The sequence below is a fragment of the Shewanella abyssi genome (assembly GCF_023284025.1).
Lineage (GTDB): Bacteria > Pseudomonadota > Gammaproteobacteria > Enterobacterales > Shewanellaceae > Shewanella > Shewanella abyssi.
The window spans coordinates 1-17,571 of the sequence record NZ_JAKIKR010000072.1; the positions used below are offsets into that span (position 1 = coordinate 1).

Consider the following 17,571-nt stretch of genomic DNA (forward strand, 5'->3'; position numbering starts at 1 on the left):
CTCTTGCTTGACATAGTCCAGTGTAGATACGGCTGTGACCATCCATATTCTGGTGAAAGATAACAAGGTTATCAAGCTTCCGAATGAGAGGCATGGATGCCGAACTAGCCTTTTAGCATGGAGGCTATTTGTCATGGCTGTTCCTAATGGGCCAATTCTGTTCCATACAGAATTTGGCATTCCCTCCATCCCTTTACGCTCGGCATAATCCTCAACCTGATTGCGACGAAGATTGGTCACGCCAAAGTAGCGTGATTTAGGGTGGGCAAAGTACCAACCTGATACCGCTGCGGTGGGGAACATCGCATAGCTTTCGGTGATATTAAGACTGATAGTGTCATCGGGATGGATCTTGCTCTGGTGCGCATTACTGGTCAAGGCCGTACTAGCGGCTAATGATAGCCAGTTTCTAATTAGTCACAAATATTTGTTATCTGTTTCTAGCTGCCTCGTGTAGTGCTTAATTACTATAGCAATTTAGCTTGGTATAAAGTATACATATGCATCGTAAGTTCGTAACATTTAATTAACACTGCTATCAAAGTAATTCTAAGGAAGGATGATGAGTATAAATAAGACATTCACGCTATCGACACTCTCTGTAGCGATGCTATCAATAGCATCAAGCGTTGCCACACCCGTTTTTGCGGCTGAAGAAGACAATATAGAAAAAATCATGGTCACGGGTTCACGTATAGGACGTGCTGAAGTGGAGTCTACTTCACCAATAACCGTAGTCACCAAAGCGCAGATGGCTAATTTAGGTATTACAGATGTGAGTTCGGCCTTACGTCGTTTACCAGCGATTACGGGTAATAGTGCTAATAATCAAAGTAGTGCAGGGGCTACTAGTATTCAAACAGCAACGTTGCGAGGCATTGAAGCGACTAATACCCTGATACTGTTGAATGGTCGCCGCATTGTAGGCTCTAACGAAGATGGTTTAGTTGATCTTTCTTCGATACCGTTTGAAGCCATTTCTCAAATTGAGGTATTGAAAGACGGTGCATCAGCCATATACGGCTCAGACGCTATTGCTGGTGTAATTAACATTATCACCCGCCGTAATTACGAGGGCTTTGAAGTCAATGCTCGCTACGGTGTATCATCGGAAGGTGATGCACAAGAGCGCGAAGTTGGTTTCGTCACGGGCTTTAGTACCGATAAAGGCAGTATAATGATAGCGGCTTCCACCAGTAATAACTCAGGTTGGAAAGAGAAAGATCGTTATGAGACTCAAAATGCTGATCAGCGCTATTTAGGTGGTAACGATACTCGATCAGGTTACGCTCCAAATGCTAGGCTACAAGGCTTTGGTTTAGGAGCTGGGAATTGGACAATTTTAGATGCCGATAACCCAACTCTAGTTACGCCATTTGACGATAGCATGAAGTATAACTATCGTGATGCGCAATCAGGTGCTAATGATAATAAAACCACCAGTGTTTTTGTCAGTGGTGAATACGAATTAAGTGACGATGTAATATTCTTTACTGAACTGTCATTTCATGATGGTTTTGTTCAAGGTAACCAAGCACCTCCCGCAGTTAGCACAAGCTGGTATGGTGATAATGTTGATACCCCTAATGCGTTTCAACAATACCCCGATGTAGATGGTAATAATTTTGGTGTTGGGGCAAATCAAAAATACAACCCATTCGGCATTGCTGGTAATGTCGATCGTCGCTTTAGTGAGTATGGCTCGCGTATCTACAAAACAGATACTACGGTTAAGCGTTACACTTTTGGTTTACAAGGTAGCGTTTTTGAAGAGTTTGATTGGGAGTTAAATTTTTCAAGCCAATCTGCTGAGTTGATTACTCGAGGTGGTGCCCAACCATCAATTATCCAAATTGAACGCGCCTTATCTGATGATTGTGAGACCGCTGCAGACCCAAGCTGCGTCGCGTTAAACGTGTTCGGCCCAGAAGGCTCTATTACTACTGAAATGCTCGACTTTATCAATACAACCGCACCAGTAACCACCAATAAAAATGATTTGATGTTTATCCAGGGCCATATCTCAGGTCCAGTGATGTCACTCCCAGCGGGCGAGTTGATGTTCTCAACCGGTGTTGAATATCGTGAAGACCAGTTATCTTTAGAAGTCGATCAGGCGCAGCGTACTGCAACATTTGATGTCTCTTGGGGCGGTTCTAGCACGCCTGTTATTTCTCCTGTGCGTGAAATCAAGGAGCTCTATTTAGAGCTAGCAATCCCTGTACTTGATAATTTAGATATTGAATTGGCTGCACGTTACAGTGATTATAGCGACATTGATGAAAGTACCACCAACCCGAAAGTGGGTATTATCTATCAACCGTTTGATATGTTGAAGTTACGAGGCAGCTACAGTACTGGTTTCCGTGCACCTACCATGGCGCAAATGTATCAAGGTAGAACTTCATCTATTAATACAGCCCTTTATGATCCGTGTAACCCAGGTAATGAAGCTAACTTTAGCTCAACTAAACCTGAATGTGTTGCATTAGGCTTAGATCCGGCCTTTAGTCAAAATACCCTGCTAAGTAACGATACTATTGGTGGTGGTAATCCCGATTTGAAGCCTGAAGAAGCTAAAAACATCACCTTAGGTTTGGTTATAGAGCCGATGGATAATCTATCACTAACCCTTGATTATTTTGCTATTGAGCAAACCAATGTCGTTTTTGGTAGCGATCAATTTGTTATTGATCAAAACATAGCTGGCAACCCTGCTTATGCAGGTGATGTTATTCGTACCAACAACGGTACAGGTTATATCAGTACCGTATACTCACCACAAAACAATATTGCTGCACGTAACATTGCTGGTTTTGATCTGAATGCTAATTATATGTTGGAAACAGGTATTGGAGAATGGCGTATAAACTTTGATACTACGATGATGAGTGAGTTTGAAGTACAAGATACCAGTGACTCAGACTTTAGAGACATTGTTGGTAATTACGATGATTCCTTTGGCAGTATTCCTGAGTATAAAGCCAATATTCAGATTGATTGGTCTTTGGGTAATTACCGTGCAACATGGGATGCTAATTACAACTCAGAAATTTATGCCGGCCCAGCTACAAAGGAACTTGGACCTGACATCATGTCATCGACAGTATTCCATAATATGCAAGTCGGTTACTTTGTCGAAGGTATCGATGTCGATTTACATTTAGGTATTCAAAATTTGTTTGATAAAGCGGCACCATTCTTAAGATTTAATTATGGTGAATCAACTGATGATAGCCTTTATTCTCACCGTGGTAGATTCTTCTACATGGGGGTGAAAAAATCGTTTTAATAATGTAATTAATAGAAATTGTTAATGCTGAAAAAATCCACACCGGGAAACCTGTGTGGATTTTTACTTGTATGATGACTAATTTATTTTAACAAGGTCGATAGTGTCGTCACAATTAACTATGGGTAGCTCAAATTTACCTTAGAGCTATAGCATAGCCGTCATGCCATCGTTATGGGTGAAGGACTTGACTACAGGATTTACCTTTGCACCATTTTCCGCACTGATGCTGCTTTTTAAACTCGCAGATAGCCCCCTTGTACCCACTCTCCCTACTGTATTGACGGCGGAAGTCGTTGGCTGAGGTTACTAAAGCCTAGTAGAGGATGATCTAAAGTACCAAAGGCATTGCGGTCCTAATACTTCTATCTTTTCTATCTCTGATCCTGATCTTTTATTATCTTTTATTATCTTTTATTGTTTTAAATTGATTTAGAAATGTCATTATTTGGCCGTCATGAAGGTATTCGAGTCCGAAGAAGAAAAAGAGAGGATGTATTGGAAATCAGCTCTATGGCCCTGTGTTTACTTAAGATTTTTTAAAGATGTGTTGAAGTCGAGGATGGGGCAAGGTTATTACTGTCTAGGGTTTATTCTCTGCAGTCGTTTTAGGAAGCTTAGTCGCAGCGCTTACAATCGATAGGAACCCTTTGAAAGATTTCTACTTCCTGTATGTGGGCGACTTACGATTGTGCAGACAGTCTTATGCCTGCTTTCACTAGTACTCAAGTGGGATATTGTGCAGGCATGTTCCATTAGTGCGGAAAAAAGTAAGACTAGATTGACCAATGACTTTGAAGAACTTTCAAAGTTAAGTACGTCGCACGAAGGAGGAAACATACTTAGACGCGGGGATGAATACAAAAGACAGGAGATAGAAAATACTTCTCAATCAATATCCAGACAATAAAAAAAGATATGCGATGAGAAATGGTTTGTTTCAACATAAGTTAGAGTGCGGAACTTGTAATCCAGTACCAAGTTCATTGTCACCTTTAGAATGTGATACATGTAGTAATTATTAAGGAGATTTTATGGACGCTAAAATTAAACATGTCTTACTAGGTTTTAAAAACTTAAACAAAGAAGATAAAAAAGAGTTTTTTGAAATAATTAAAGAGTTTGAAGAATATCCATATATCACTAATTCAATGATCGCAGATTCAATAAGTATGGAAAGCTTATCTGAGTCGAAAATTAATCAATCGACTGTAAACTTTGGGCCAGCTACAGCTGGGTGTCCATGTTGTGGTCGTAGCTAGCGCTAATAAGTCAATATAAGGGGGCAGCATAGCTGTGCCCCTTGTTGAAGCGTACCCCCTATAGATTGCTATACCTTCCCAAGTGCAAATATTCATTTTCAGCACTTAACCTCTAACAACTCATTTCGTCCACTCCAATGCTGCTGAAAGGCAACCACTTAAATAAGTGGGATTCGTCTTAAGTAAGTCCCACAGCGTTGCCAGTAAACGGCTTGTAGATAGCAAATACTTACCTTAAACAAACGCTAATGGCGGGGCTCTTGCTTGTCATCATCCAGTGGAGATACGGCCGTGACCGTCCATATTCTGGTGAGAGATAACAAGGTTATCAAGCTTACGAACGACAGGCATAGATGCCGAACTGGCCTTTTAGCATGGATGCTATTTGTCATGGCCGAGCCTGCAGGGCCAACTCTGTTCCATACAGAATTTGGCATTCCATTATCCCAGGAGGTCAGATCTACTTACGGTGTGTCACGCTTGTATCTGCACATTTGCTTGCAGCAGGCAATTGGAACCACTTAATCCTAAAAGCAGACTAATGTCTGCGACTAGCGTAATTAAATAAGTGGGGTGAGGATAAACTTTCTTAATGCAATCTAAGGGTACCAATGCGGCCACAGAATACATGATCTCCCCGTTGGAAATCCTTCGTTTTTCAGATGGATTTCCAACGGGCGTCATGGTACTTTTCTTCGCGGCTAAAGCCGCTCCTACATCAAGCTTGAGCAATTACATTCGGCGAATATGCGGGGTTGAACAAACTTAAACAACTACAAACACTGCCGCAAATTACAACCATTCCCCGTTGGAAGTTGCCGCAGGAAATTGGAACCACTTAATCCTAAAAGTGACCAATGTCTGCGACTAGCGTAATTACTCTGACTCTTTATTTTAGACCTGCGGTCACCGGACTGACAAGTCAGTCCTCCCGCTCAAGGCTGCCTACTCTGGATCATAATCCAACACTGGTGCCAACCACCTCTCGGTATCCTCAATACTCATCCCTTTCCGATCGGCATAATCCTCAACCTGATCGCGACCAATATTGGTCACGCCAAAGTAGCGCGATTTAGGGTGGGCAAAGTACCAACCTGATACCGCTGCGGTGGGGAACATGGCGTAGCTTTCGGTGATATTCAGATCGATGGTCTCGTCAGGTTTGAGCAAGTCCCACAGCAAGCCTTTTTCGGTATGATCTGGGCAAGCGGGGTAACCCGGTGCGGGGCGAATACCCTTGTATTTTTCACGAATAAGCGACTCGTTATCGAGTACCTCGTCACTGGCGTAACCCCAAAACTCTTTACGCACCCGTTCATGCATGCGCTCGGCAAAGGCTTCGGCTAAACGGTCAGCCAAGCATTTGAGCATGATGGCGCTGTAGTCATCGTGGTCAGCCTCAAAGCGCGCCACGTGCTCGTCAATTCCATGACCTGCCGTGACAGCAAAGCCACCCATGTAATCGGCCACGCCACTGTCTTTTGGCGCGACAAAGTCTGCTAGGCAGAAGTTGTCATTATCTACGCGTTCTATCTGCATCCGCAGGTGATGGGTGGTGAGCTCAAGCTCAGTGCGCGTCTCATTAGTGTAAAGCTCTATATCGTCATGGTTAACGGTATTGGCTGGGAACAGACCGATCACGGCTTTGGCGGTGAGCCACTTTTCGTCGATGATCTTTTTAAGCATGGCTTTGCCATCGCTAAATAGCTTAGTGGCTTCTTCGCCGACAACATCATCAGTTAAAATACGTGGGAAGTGACCGTGTAGCTCCCAGCTGCGGAAAAACGGCGTCCAGTCGATACGCTCAACTAAATCCTCTAACGGATAGTCATCAAATACCTGCCGACCGAGTACGTTAGGCACAAACGGGGTGTAGTTTTCCCAGTCGTGCTGGCAGCGGTTTTCACGTGCAGCCTCAATAGAGGTGATGATCTTACGCTTGGTCTGTGACAGGCGCTTTTCACGCATCATGTCATATTCTTCATAAGCCGCGTCGATAGTCGCTTGGCGCGTCTCATTATTAATCAGCTTAGACACCATAGGCACGGCGCGCGAGGCATCGGCAATATAGATGGCGCCCGTGGGCGAGTGCGGCGCGATCTTAACCGCGGTATGGATTTTAGAACAGGTGGCGCCGCCGATAATCGATGGGATGGTTAAGCCCGCTTTATGGAATGACTTAACGTTATGCACCATCTCATCAAGACTTGGGGTAATTAGCCCTGACATACCGATGATATCGACGTTTTCTTCGATGGCCACTTTAATGATTTTCTCGACCGGCACCATCACGCCTAAATCAATCACATCATAGCCGTTACAGGCCAGTACTACGCCAACGATATTCTTACCGATATCGTGCACGTCGCCTTTAACGGTGACCATGAGGATCTTACCGTTTGACTGGCCAGGGTTTTTTTCAAGTTCGATATAAGGGTTAAGGTATGCCACGGCTTTTTTCATTACCCGGGCAGATTTGACCACTTGCGGCAGGAACATTTTACCGGAGCCAAATAGGTCGCCAACAATGTTCATCCCATCCATCAATGGCCCTTCAATCACGTCTAGTGGGCGGGTGGCTGCGGCGCGCGCTTCTTCGGTATCTTGGTCGATAAAGTCGGTTATACCTTTCACCAGTGCATGGGCTAAGCGCTCATTAACTGGCTTTTTGCGCCACTCTAAGTCACCTTTTTTAGCGACTTGGCTCCCATCACCACGAAACTTCTCGGCGACCTCTAGTAACAGTTCGGTGTTATTGGTCAATTCGCCGTTGGCATCGAGTGCGCTGCAAGGCAGGTTTTGCACTATGGCTTCAACGCGCTCTTTTAGCTCAGGATCGATGTCATCATAAATCGCCAGCTGACCGGCGTTAACAATACCCATGTCCATTCCCGCCTGAATGGCGTGATAGAGGAATACTGCATGAATGGCTTCCCGCACTGGGTTGTTACCCCGGAATGAGAACGACACATTCGACACGCCGCCGGAGATCATCGCGTGGGGCAGGGTGCGTTTTATCTCCGCTGTCGCTTCGATGAAGTCGACGGCGTAGTTGTCGTGCTCTTCAATACCAGTGGCAATGGCAAAAATGTTGGGATCGAAGATAATGTCTTCTGGCGGAAAGCCCACCTTGTCGACCAACACATTATAAGCACGAGTACAGATCTCAATCTTGCGCGCCTTGGTGTCGGCTTGGCCTTGTTCGTCAAACGCCATGACAATCGCCGCGGCGCCGTAACGTTTAACCAGTGTGGCTTGCTCGATAAACTTGGCTTCGCCCTCTTTAAGCGAAATGGAGTTAACGATGCCCTTGCCTTGAATGCATTTAAGCCCGGCTTCAATCACTTCCCATTTAGAGGAGTCGATCATGATCGGCACCCGTGAAATATCCGGCTCTGAGGCGATAAGGTTGAGGAACTTATGCATGATCTCGGCGCCGTCGAGCATGCCCTCATCCATGTTGATGTCGATGATCTGCGCGCCATTTTCTACCTGATCACGGGCAACACTGAGCGCCTCTTCAAACTCGCCGGTTTTAATCAGCCGTAAAAATTTGGCAGAACCGGTGACGTTAGTCCGTTCACCAACGTTTAAAAATAGTGAGTTTTCGTCAATGGTGAGTGGCTCAAGCCCAGATAGACGACAAGCCACTGGAATATCAGGTAGTACGCGGGCAGGGTGCTTCATCACGGCGTCGCGAATGGCGCGGATATGTTCGGGTGTGCTACCGCAGCAACCGCCAATAATGTTTAAAAAGCCTTCGTCAGCCCACTCCTCGATGATCTCCGCCATCTGCTCTGGGGTTTCATCATAGCCGCCAAATTCATTCGGCAAGCCTGCATTTGGATGGGCCGACACATAGCACTCAGAGATTTTAGATAGCTCTTCAACATAGGGCCGCAACTCTTTTGGCCCGAGTGCACAGTTAAGGCCAATCGACAGTGGCTTAACATGGCGCAGTGAGTTGTAAAAGGCTTCGGTGGTTTGCCCGGTGAGTGTGCGGCCTGAGGCATCGGTGATGGTGCCGGAGATCATAATCGGCAGGCGGAAACCTTGGCTGTCGTATACGGTTTCAATGGCGAACAATGCCGCTTTTGCATTAAGGGTATCGAAAATAGTCTCAACCATAATGATGTCGCTGCCGCCCGCAATGAGGGCATTAATGGACTCTACATAGGCTTCAACGAGTTCGTCGAAACTGACGTTGCGGTAGCCGGGGTCGTTGACATCAGGGCTGATTGAGCAAGTGCGGTTGGTGGGACCCAGTACGCCCGCCACAAAACAACGGCGACCGGTTTGTGCTTCAACTTCGTTGGCGGCTTCTCGTGCAAGGCGAGCACCAGCCAAGTTGATGGCAGCTGAGTGTTCTTGCATGTCGTAGTCGGCCATGGCGATACGAGTGGCATTGAAAGTATTGGTTTCAATGATGTCGGCGCCAGCCAATAAATAATCTTTATGAATTTGTTTAATCGCGGCAGGCTGAGTGAGCACCAACATGTCGTTATTGCCTTTGACATCGCAATGCCAGTCTTTGAACTGTTCGCCGCGAAAGTCTTGCTCTTCAAATTTGCGATCTTGGATCATGGTGCCCATGGCACCATCAAGCAGAAGGATCTCTTGCTGTAATTTTTGGGTTAGCACCGCTAGCACTTTTGTTGCAGTGTCTTGAGTATGCGGGGTTGGGCTTAGGGCATGTGTTGGGGTACGTGTTGCCATAGAATATTCCTACCAATTACAGGGTCGCAAAATATAAATTTCAGTAAACGTTGTCCATTGGATCTCGCCATACTCACGAGATTTTATTTGTTTGGACATTCATACGTATAGACGTCCATAATACGTGAGTCGACGTCAAAAGTGCAAGCACTAAAAACTGATACTTTTTCATCTGAAGTAGATAGCTACTTATCTGTAAGTGACTGATAAATATAATGCGTGGGGTGTTACAATGCAGAATACCAGAGTGGTCTTACTGCGGCACGGTGCCTGTGAAGGCGGAAATATTTTGCGCGGTCATAGGGATGTTATGCTGAGTTTTGCCGGAAAAGAGCAGCTAAAGTTGGCTTTTTCGACCCTTTTAGAGAGCAAAACCTGTTTAGCAGCGCAAAACAAGATAGCCGATTTAGTGGTGAGCTCCCCGCTATTGCGTTGCGCTGTCCCGGCGAAGGCGTTTGCAGAGCAATATGATATCGATTTCGTTGAGCAATCTGCGTTTATGGAGCTTAATTTTGGTGCTTGGGATGGCCACTCTTTTACTACGCTTTATCAGCAGCATGGCACAGAGCTCGATGCTTATTGGGCAGATCCTTGGCGACATACTCCGCCGAGTGGTGAGACGATGCAGGCCTTTGAGGACCGAATCGATACTGCGTGGCAGTCTTTGATTGAGCAGCACCGAGGTAAGGTGATTATATTACTGACTCACGGTGGCGTGATGAGGCACTTAATGGCTAAGTCTTTAGGGTTAAAACAGTGCGCGGGGATCTATAGCGCATTGAAACTGCCCTACGCTGCAACGGTGGTCATTGATGTATTAGATGACGGCCAACAACAATACTTAAGCCTCAATTGGGGACTTGAATAACACGCGGGTATAAAAGTGGGGGCTCAAATGAATAGCTATCCCAATAGTTGTTATAATCCGCAGCGATTAGCGTGGTAAACTGCGCCGTAATGGTGTGAAAGCGTTTAACATTACGCGACAGAACATCATGACTTATTGAGTAGATCATCAAGTTAGGTGCTTTACAGCACAAATTGGGAACCGGTAGCTAAAAGAAAGCTAAAGAGTCCGGACTGTACCCGCAACTGTATGGATACTAGAGCATGGCTTTAGTCTCCAAGTCAGATACCAGCCTAACTTTTGATAGATAAACGTTGTTAGCCATACGTTTCACAATACATAACACTTGAGCGGGCGTCTCAAGGGAGTTTATTAAAATAATGTTTTACGGTTTATTGAATGTCTAAGCAGGCATTAACAACAGTACTGGCAGTAAGCGGTTTAGGCTGGCAGTTAAATGGCCTAGCCATATTGGCAGACATCGACTTTAGCCTAGCGAAAGGGCAGATGCTGGGCATTATTGGCCCTAACGGCGCGGGTAAGTCGAGTCTTCTGCGCTGTTTATATCGTTTTATTAAACCCACCACAGGCCAAATACAGCTGTTTGGCGAAGATATTTCGGCGTTATCGGCCAAAGCATTTGCCAAGCAAATTGCCGTGGTACTGCAAGACACGCCGCATCACTTTGAAATGACCACCACTCAGCTGGTCAGTCTGGGCTTAACACCGCACAAAGGCGCGTTTGAATTTACCAATGCAAGTGATCGCCAAGTGGTGGCACAGGCGCTGGTTAAAGTCGGCTTAGCCGATAAAGCGAATCAAGCCTATGAGAGTCTGTCTGGCGGCGAAAAGCAACGGGCGTTGATCGCCCGTGCGATAGTACAACGGCCGCAACTGCTGATCTTAGATGAGCCGACCAATCACCTCGATATTCGTTATCAAATCCAGACGCTAGAACTGCTGCACACACTTAACATTACCGTGATCACTTCGATTCATGACCTTAACCTTGCCAGTGCGCTGTGTGATGAGTTATTGCTGCTCGATAAAGGCCGTTGTTTAGCTAAAGGCACGCCGAAACAGGTACTGACTGAGCAACGTATTGCTGAAGTGTTTGATGTGTGCTGCGAGGTTAAAGTTCATCCGCAACACGGCAACCCGTTAATCAGTTATTTTTATGGCTATCACTTGGGAGAAAAGGCGGCGCATCAGGCTGCCGTTGATGCTAATTCAGCGGCAAGCACCGTTGCAGCTGATAAGGGAGCGACTGATGTCTAATACATCATCTGTCACTCCACAGACCACGCCTTGGAAACAGCCGCTTGATCTACTGCTACTTTTTGGCTTGCTGTTGCTGGGACTGATCACGCCATTTGCAGCCACTAGTTTTGGTGCCGCAACGATTACCAGCAGTGATGTATTGCAGGTTTTCAGCCATAAGTTTTTGGGACTGGGTGAGTCCATGGGGGTGACGGAGCGCATTATTTGGGAGCTCAGATTACCGCGAGTGATCCTGGCGTTTATTGCGGGCGCAGGTTTATCTATTGCCGGTAGCGTATTGCAAACTGTGACGCGCAATCCGTTAGCCGATCCATACCTGTTTGGGATCTCCTCTGGCGCTTCATTTGGCGCTGTGATGGCATTGACCCTCTTTAGTCAGAGTATTTTGTGGTTGAGCTTGCCGCTGGGGGCATTTATCGGTGCCAGCCTATCGGTATTAATGGTGCTGAGTTTATGTGGCCGTAATTTAAGCACTCAGGTTGAGCGCATGTTGCTCTCTGGGGTGGCGATATCCTTTATGTTTGGCGCCATGGCAAGTCTGTTACTGTATTTTTCAAGTCCACAGGCCGCCGCCTCTGTGCTGTTTTGGAGCTTAGGCAGCTTTGCCAAAGCCAGTTGGAGTGGGTTGATATTACCGGCGATTATCGTGTCGTTATGTACCGTTATTATTTTGCTGTTTAAACGTCAAATTGTAGCCATGCGAGCAGGGGATGAGACCGCGCACACCTTAGGTATCAACGTTGGACGATTGCGTTTATCTATGTTGTTACTGTGTTCACTTATCACGGCAATACTCGTCGCAAATTGTGGCGGCATTGGTTTTATCGGCCTGATGGTGCCACATACGGTACGATTACTTTTTCCTGGTAAGTACCCACTGCTGCTAACGGCTGCAATTGGCGGATTATTTATGGTGTGGGTCGATGTACTCGCCCGCACGTTGTTGAGTTACCAAGAGTTGCCGGTGGGGATTATTACGTCGGTGATGGGCAGCGTATTTTTCTTATTTATTTTAGGCGGCCGCAGTGCAAAGCGGATTTAAGCGGGTCGTTGTTTTAATTGTCCTTGTTTAGGATGTTGGGAGCATAAGGTTAGATGTTTAATATTAAACCATTGAGTTCAGAGTTTGATGATGAAATTCAACATAAAATAGATACAAAAACTAAACCCCTTGGGGCACTTGGAGATTTAGAGACACTGGCGTTACAGATAGCGAAAGTGCTCGGTAAAGAGAGACCTAAGATCAGCAACCCTAAGCTAATCGTGTTTGCCGCCGACCACGGTATTGCCGATTCTGGTGTCTCTATTGCACCGAGTGAAGTGACTGGCCAAATGGTGAGAAACTTTATGGTAGGCGGCGCGGCTATTAATGTATTTACTCGCCAAGTGGGTCTAGATCTTGAGGTGATTGATTGCGGCGTTTTAGAACCATTTGATAGCGAAAGTGGTGTTATCGACCAGCGTTTAGGCGCGGGTACTGGGCCGATCCATAAGCGTGCAGCAATGACGCTAGGCGCTGTGAAGCAAGGCTTCGATATGGCGACGGCTCGCATTGAGTTGCACCATCAAAATGGTTGTAACTTAATTGCGCTTGGCGAGATGGGCATAGGCAATACCTCGTCAGCAGCGGCTATTATGTCGGTGATCACCGCGATGCCAGTGACGGATTGTGTGGGTCGTGGTACTGGCATTGACGCTGCAACCTTTAGACGCAAGCAGATGCTGGTTGAGCAGGCATTGTTGCTGCATCACAGCGAGCTTGACGATCCACTGCAGATTTTGGCCTGTATCGGTGGTTTTGAAATTGTGCAGATGACAGGGGCTATTCTAGCTGCTGCTGAGCGCGGCATGTTAGTGGTTATTGACGGCTTTATTGCCACCGCTGCGGCATTAGTGGCGATTAGCATCAATGTCGATTGCCGCGATTATATGATCTTCTCCCATCAATCAGATGAGAAAGGCCATTATTTGATGTTGGAGTATTTGCAGGCCAAGCCTTTGCTCAAATTAGGTTTGAAACTGGGCGAGGGCACGGGCGCAGCGTTAGCCTTTCCGTTGATCCAAGCGGCCGCGAACTTTTACAACGAGATGGCCAGCTTTGAAGACGCAGGGATAGAGATTTAAAATGCGACCTTGGCAACAACAGCTCAATCTATTTTTTATTGCGATGGGATTCTTTACTCGGATCCCGATGCCAAAATGGATTGAGGTGGACGCGGATAAATTGAATAAGGCCAGTCGCTATTTTGGTGTGGTGGGTAGCTTAATCGGGGCGCTTAGTGCATTAGTTTATAGCGTGATGCTCTATTGGGTGTCACCGACGATTGCGATTGTATTTGCCATGATTTCCAGTGTTTTTCTTACCGGTGGTTTCCATGAAGACGGCTTGGCTGACACTGCCGATGGTTTAGGCGGTGGCTGGACGGTTGAAGCAAAACTCAACATCATGAAAGACTCTCGCTTAGGCAGTTACGGTGCGCTTGCGCTGGTATTGGCACTGTTACTCAAGTGGCAGCTGCTTAGTGAATTGGCATTGTTTGACCCAAGTAGCGTCAGCTTAGCGCTTATTCTCGGCCACACCTTGAGCCGAGTTACCGCGGCCAGTTTTATCTTCTCTGAGCAGTACGTTTCTGATGATGCCAGCAGTAAAAGTAAACCATTGGCAATGCATCAAGGCGTCAATGAGCTGTCTGTTTTATTGGCGAGTGGCGCGGTTGTACTGTTGCTGCTCACATTCATACAAGCAGTGGTAATAGTCATAGGACTCTGTATCGTACGTTTCGGTTTGGCGCGGTTATTTAGCAAGCAGATTGGTGGTTATACCGGCGATACGCTAGGTGCCGCTCAGCAAGTGGCAGAGTTGGCGTGTTATCTACTGCTGTTAATCTTAGGAGCCTCTTGGTGATCCATTTGGTATTAGGCGGTGCTCGCAGTGGCAAGAGCCGCTTCGCAGAATCGCAAGTTATAGAGCGTCTCGTCGCGAGTCAGTCTGACGAAAATAGCTCTGAGCTTGAATGTCTCTATTTTGCTACTGCAGAGGCGCTCGATGATGAGATGAAAGAGCGTATTGCGCAGCATCAATCCCAGCGTAACAATGATGCCATTGCTTGGCGCACGATTGAGTCGCCACTGATGCTCTCAGTGGCACTAAAAGCCAATGCAAAGGGTAGTTGCATTGTGTTGGTTGACTGCCTAACGCTGTGGCTGAGTAATCATTTGCTGCAATCGGCTAGCGATTGGCAAGCGACTAAAGCAGAATTTTTACAGGTGATTAGTGAGCTACCCGCAGAGGTTATCTTGGTCAGTAACGAAGTGGGCTGCGGTATTGTGCCTATGGGTGAGTTAAGTCGCCGCTTTGTCGATGAAGCGGGTTGGTTGCATCAAGACATAGCCACTATTGCAGATAGAGTGACTTTGGTAACAGCGGGTTTACCGCTGCGTTTAAAAGGCTAGGAGATAAGTGTTGTGGCGTCGCTAGATAATGATAATAACAAAAACAAAACCAATCAAAATAAAGCTAAAGTGCTGATGGTACAGGGCACAACATCAGATGCGGGTAAGAGTACCTTAGTCGCTGGTTTGTGCCGTTTGTTTGTTAGGGCTGGCCACAAAGTGGCACCGTTTAAGCCGCAAAATATGGCGCTAAATAGCGCGGTGACCATTGATGGTGGCGAAATTGGCCGCGCACAAGCGTTGCAAGCGGTTGCCTGTAATCTCGAACCTCAAATTGATTTTAACCCTATTTTGTTAAAACCTAGCTCCGATACTGGCTCACAAGTGATCGTGCACGGTAAGGCCTTGATGAAGATGGAAGCCGAAGATTACTTTGGCAAAAATGCCGAAGGTTATCGAGTTAAAGCCATGGCGGCTGTTAAGCAGTCCTATCAGCGTTTGTGTCGTGATTATGAGATGCTGTTTGTCGAAGGGGCAGGCAGTCCTGCTGAGATCAATCTTCGCCAAGGTGATATCGCCAATATGGGCTTTGCCGAAGAGGTCGATTGTCCGGTGATTATCATTGCTGATATCGACAAAGGCGGCGTGTTTGCCCACTTGGTGGGAACACTAGCGCTACTCAGTGAATCGGAGCAGGCTCGGGTTAAAGGCTTTGTGATCAACCGTTTTCGCGGCGATGTTAGCCTGTTACAGCCGGGCTTAGATTGGCTTGAAGCGTACACGAAAAAGCCGGTATTAGGTGTGTTGCCCTATCTGCACGACCTGCATTTGGATGCCGAGGATGCACTCATTGCTGCGCCTGAAAAAAGCGCTCAAACAAAATTAAAAGTACTGGTGCTAGTATTACCACGGATCAGTAACCACACCGATTTTGACCCATTACGACTCAACCCCCAGATCGACTTCAACTATGTGTCATTGCAAACTCAAGCTCAGTCGCAAGCTGCTAGCAACAGCACACACGTTAGCTTGCCGCCAGCAGATTTAATTATCATACCGGGCAGTAAGAATGTCCGCGCCGATCTCGATTTTATTCGACAGCAAGGCTGGGACAGTGAAATCGAAAAGCATTTACGTTACGGCGGTAAGGTATTGGGGATCTGTGGCGGTTATCAAATGCTCGGTCATGTAATTGATGACCCTCAAGGAATTGAAGATAGTGCAGGTAGCACCGAAGGTTTAGCGCTACTGCCAGTGGTGACCGAACTGACAAATAACAAGGTGCTACTACAAGTCGAAGGCGTGTTGTCGCTGCTAGGAAAGCAAGCCGAGGTTAAAGGTTATGAGATCCATTGTGGTCGCTCTAAGCCGCTAATGCAGTTGGATCAGCCATTAACGCTAACGCGACGTTTAAAAGACGCCGAACAAGACGAAGCCGCGCTAGCATCAGCAACAGCAAAACGTTGGCAGAGCGAAGGCATGTTGTCTGCTGATAATCAAATTTTTGGAACCTACATGCATGGTCTATTTGATTCACCTCAGGCTTGCCAGCTGTTACTGCAGTGGGCGGGAATGGAGGATGCTAACAGCATTGATGTAGAACAGATAAGAGAGCAACAGCTTAACCGTTTGGCCGACGTGCTAGAGCAGCACTTGGATATTGACGCGTTGACTGACATATGGAAAAAATCTAATTAAGTGATGTGCCAATAAAAATGCACAAGTAACCCTATACACAAGGATATGTAATGAGCGATTCAAATCAGCCTGAAACTGGCGACAACAAGTCTGCAGATGCTATAAAAGCTGAGCGCCATAAAGCGCGTCAGCAACGCTTGAAAGAGGGTGTTGATGCTAAGATCGCCAGAGCACAAGAGGAGAAAGGCATTCTTCTAGTGCTTACCGGCAATGGCAAAGGCAAATCGACTTCAGGATTTGGCACTGTAGCGCGCTCTGTTGGCCATGGTAAAAAAGCCGCCGTAGTGCAGTTTATTAAAGGTAACTGGGAGTGCGGAGAGCGCACTCTATTAGAGGGCGCCGGTGTGGAGTTTCACGTGATGGGCACCGGCTTTACCTGGGAAACCCAAGACCGAGAAAAAGACACCGCCGCAGCCGTAAAAGCCTGGGATGCCACGGAAAAACTGTTACAAGATGAAAGTATCGATTTAGTGATGTTAGATGAGCTGACCTACATGGTGAGCTATCACTATTTAGATGTGGAGCGAGTGATTAAAGCGCTGCAGAACCGTCCGAAGATGCAACACGTGATAGTGACAGGCAGAGCCTGCCACCGAGCGATAATTGAGATCGCCGATACAGTGAGCGAAGTGCAGCCGATAAAGCATGCATTTGATAGTGGCATCAAAGCCCAGCCCGGCTTCGATTACTGATCTTTCTTCGCCTTCTTTGTTGTAGCGTTATTGTCGGCACTTTTCCACCCCATCGCATATAAAGCATATGCTCAGGGGCTGGAAAAGCTTGACGGCTTAGCCACAACTTCGAACTACATAGACCGAACTACATAGACAGCCATAGTTAATGGCACACTTTTGGACCTGATACTAAGCTTGATTGATGAGTATCAGTAGGAGCTCACTATGCCCCGTCCAAGAAGAACACTAATCAGCATCGAAGACACGCCTTATTACCATTGCTGTAGCCGAGTAGTGCGGCGTGCGTTTTTGTGCGGTGATGATAAGTACACGGGTAAAAATTATGACCACCGCAGAGGCTGGGTTGAAACGCAAATATTGAAGCTTACCGAGGTGTTTGCGATTGAT

12 protein-coding genes, 3 pseudogenes and 1 riboswitch are annotated in these 17,571 nt (G+C 46.6%); of the genes and pseudogenes, 12 read left to right on the top strand and 3 right to left on the bottom strand.

What is annotated here, in order from left to right:
• Window positions 1–162: 162 nt before the first annotated feature.
• Window positions 163–351 (bottom strand): annotated as a pseudogene (locus L2755_RS22410) (vitamin B12 dependent-methionine synthase activation domain-containing protein); the annotation flags it as partial.
• Window positions 352–562: 211 nt separating this feature from the next.
• Between L2755_RS22410 and L2755_RS20210 the strand changes: the two are divergent.
• Entirely contained in the window at window positions 563–3,292 is a 2,730-nt protein-coding gene (locus L2755_RS20210) for a TonB-dependent receptor (protein ID WP_248982480.1), read from the top strand.
• 172 nt (window positions 3,293–3,464) lie between these two features.
• Here L2755_RS20210 and L2755_RS20215 read toward each other — a convergent pair.
• A pseudogene (locus L2755_RS20215) lies at window positions 3,465–3,608 on the bottom strand (alpha-amylase family glycosyl hydrolase); the annotation flags it as partial.
• Window positions 3,609–4,173: 565 nt separating this feature from the next.
• On the opposite strand from L2755_RS20215, the gene L2755_RS22465 reads away from it, so the two are divergent.
• Both L2755_RS22465 and L2755_RS20220 read left to right on the top strand, forming a co-directional pair.
• Window positions 4,174–4,317 (top strand): hypothetical protein, encoded by a 144-nt coding sequence (locus L2755_RS22465; protein WP_487250732.1) that lies wholly within the window; start codon window positions 4,174–4,176, stop codon window positions 4,315–4,317.
• A gap of 9 nt (window positions 4,318–4,326) precedes the next feature.
• Window positions 4,327–4,554, top strand: coding sequence for a hypothetical protein (locus L2755_RS20220; RefSeq protein WP_248982481.1), 228 nt, complete (start codon window positions 4,327–4,329; stop codon window positions 4,552–4,554).
• Window positions 4,555–5,499: 945 nt separating this feature from the next.
• Here the strand turns inward: L2755_RS20220 and metH are convergent.
• Window positions 5,500–9,270, bottom strand: a complete 3,771-nt coding sequence (gene metH, locus L2755_RS20225) for a methionine synthase (protein ID WP_248982482.1) — start codon at window positions 9,268–9,270, stop codon at window positions 5,500–5,502.
• A gap of 232 nt (window positions 9,271–9,502) precedes the next feature.
• Between metH and L2755_RS20230 the strand changes: the two genes are divergently transcribed.
• The 9 genes and pseudogenes from L2755_RS20230 to L2755_RS20270 form a co-directional block, all read left to right on the top strand.
• Window positions 9,503–10,138 (top strand): histidine phosphatase family protein, encoded by a 636-nt coding sequence (locus L2755_RS20230; RefSeq protein ID WP_248982483.1) that lies wholly within the window; start codon window positions 9,503–9,505, stop codon window positions 10,136–10,138.
• A 139-nt stretch (window positions 10,139–10,277) separates the two neighbouring features.
• Window positions 10,278–10,428: riboswitch (cobalamin riboswitch) on the top strand.
• 88 nt (window positions 10,429–10,516) lie between these two features.
• The gene (locus L2755_RS20235) at window positions 10,517–11,395 is read left to right on the top strand and encodes an ABC transporter ATP-binding protein (protein WP_248982484.1); all 879 of its coding nucleotides are present in this window, start codon (window positions 10,517–10,519) and stop codon (window positions 11,393–11,395) included.
• Window positions 11,388–12,440 (top strand): FecCD family ABC transporter permease, encoded by a 1,053-nt coding sequence (locus L2755_RS20240; protein ID WP_248982485.1) that lies wholly within the window; start codon window positions 11,388–11,390, stop codon window positions 12,438–12,440. The genes L2755_RS20235 and L2755_RS20240 overlap by 8 nt, the downstream gene beginning before the upstream one ends.
• Before the next feature lie 53 nt (window positions 12,441–12,493).
• Entirely contained in the window at window positions 12,494–13,522 is a 1,029-nt protein-coding gene (cobT, locus tag L2755_RS20245; RefSeq protein WP_248982486.1) for a nicotinate-nucleotide--dimethylbenzimidazole phosphoribosyltransferase, read from the top strand.
• A gap of 1 nt (window position 13,523) precedes the next feature.
• Window positions 13,524–14,303 (top strand): adenosylcobinamide-GDP ribazoletransferase, encoded by a 780-nt coding sequence (locus L2755_RS20250; RefSeq protein WP_248982487.1) that lies wholly within the window; start codon window positions 13,524–13,526, stop codon window positions 14,301–14,303.
• The gene (gene cobU / locus L2755_RS20255) at window positions 14,300–14,851 is read left to right on the top strand and encodes a bifunctional adenosylcobinamide kinase/adenosylcobinamide-phosphate guanylyltransferase (RefSeq protein ID WP_248982488.1); all 552 of its coding nucleotides are present in this window, start codon (window positions 14,300–14,302) and stop codon (window positions 14,849–14,851) included. The genes L2755_RS20250 and cobU overlap by 4 nt, the downstream gene beginning before the upstream one ends.
• Before the next feature lie 75 nt (window positions 14,852–14,926).
• Entirely contained in the window at window positions 14,927–16,489 is a 1,563-nt protein-coding gene (locus L2755_RS20260) for a cobyric acid synthase (RefSeq protein ID WP_248982490.1), read from the top strand.
• Between the two features lie 50 nt (window positions 16,490–16,539).
• The gene (gene cobO, locus L2755_RS20265) at window positions 16,540–17,181 is read left to right on the top strand and encodes a cob(I)yrinic acid a,c-diamide adenosyltransferase (RefSeq protein ID WP_248982489.1); all 642 of its coding nucleotides are present in this window, start codon (window positions 16,540–16,542) and stop codon (window positions 17,179–17,181) included.
• A 207-nt stretch (window positions 17,182–17,388) separates the two neighbouring features.
• Window positions 17,389–17,571, top strand: a pseudogene (locus L2755_RS20270) (transposase); the annotation flags it as partial.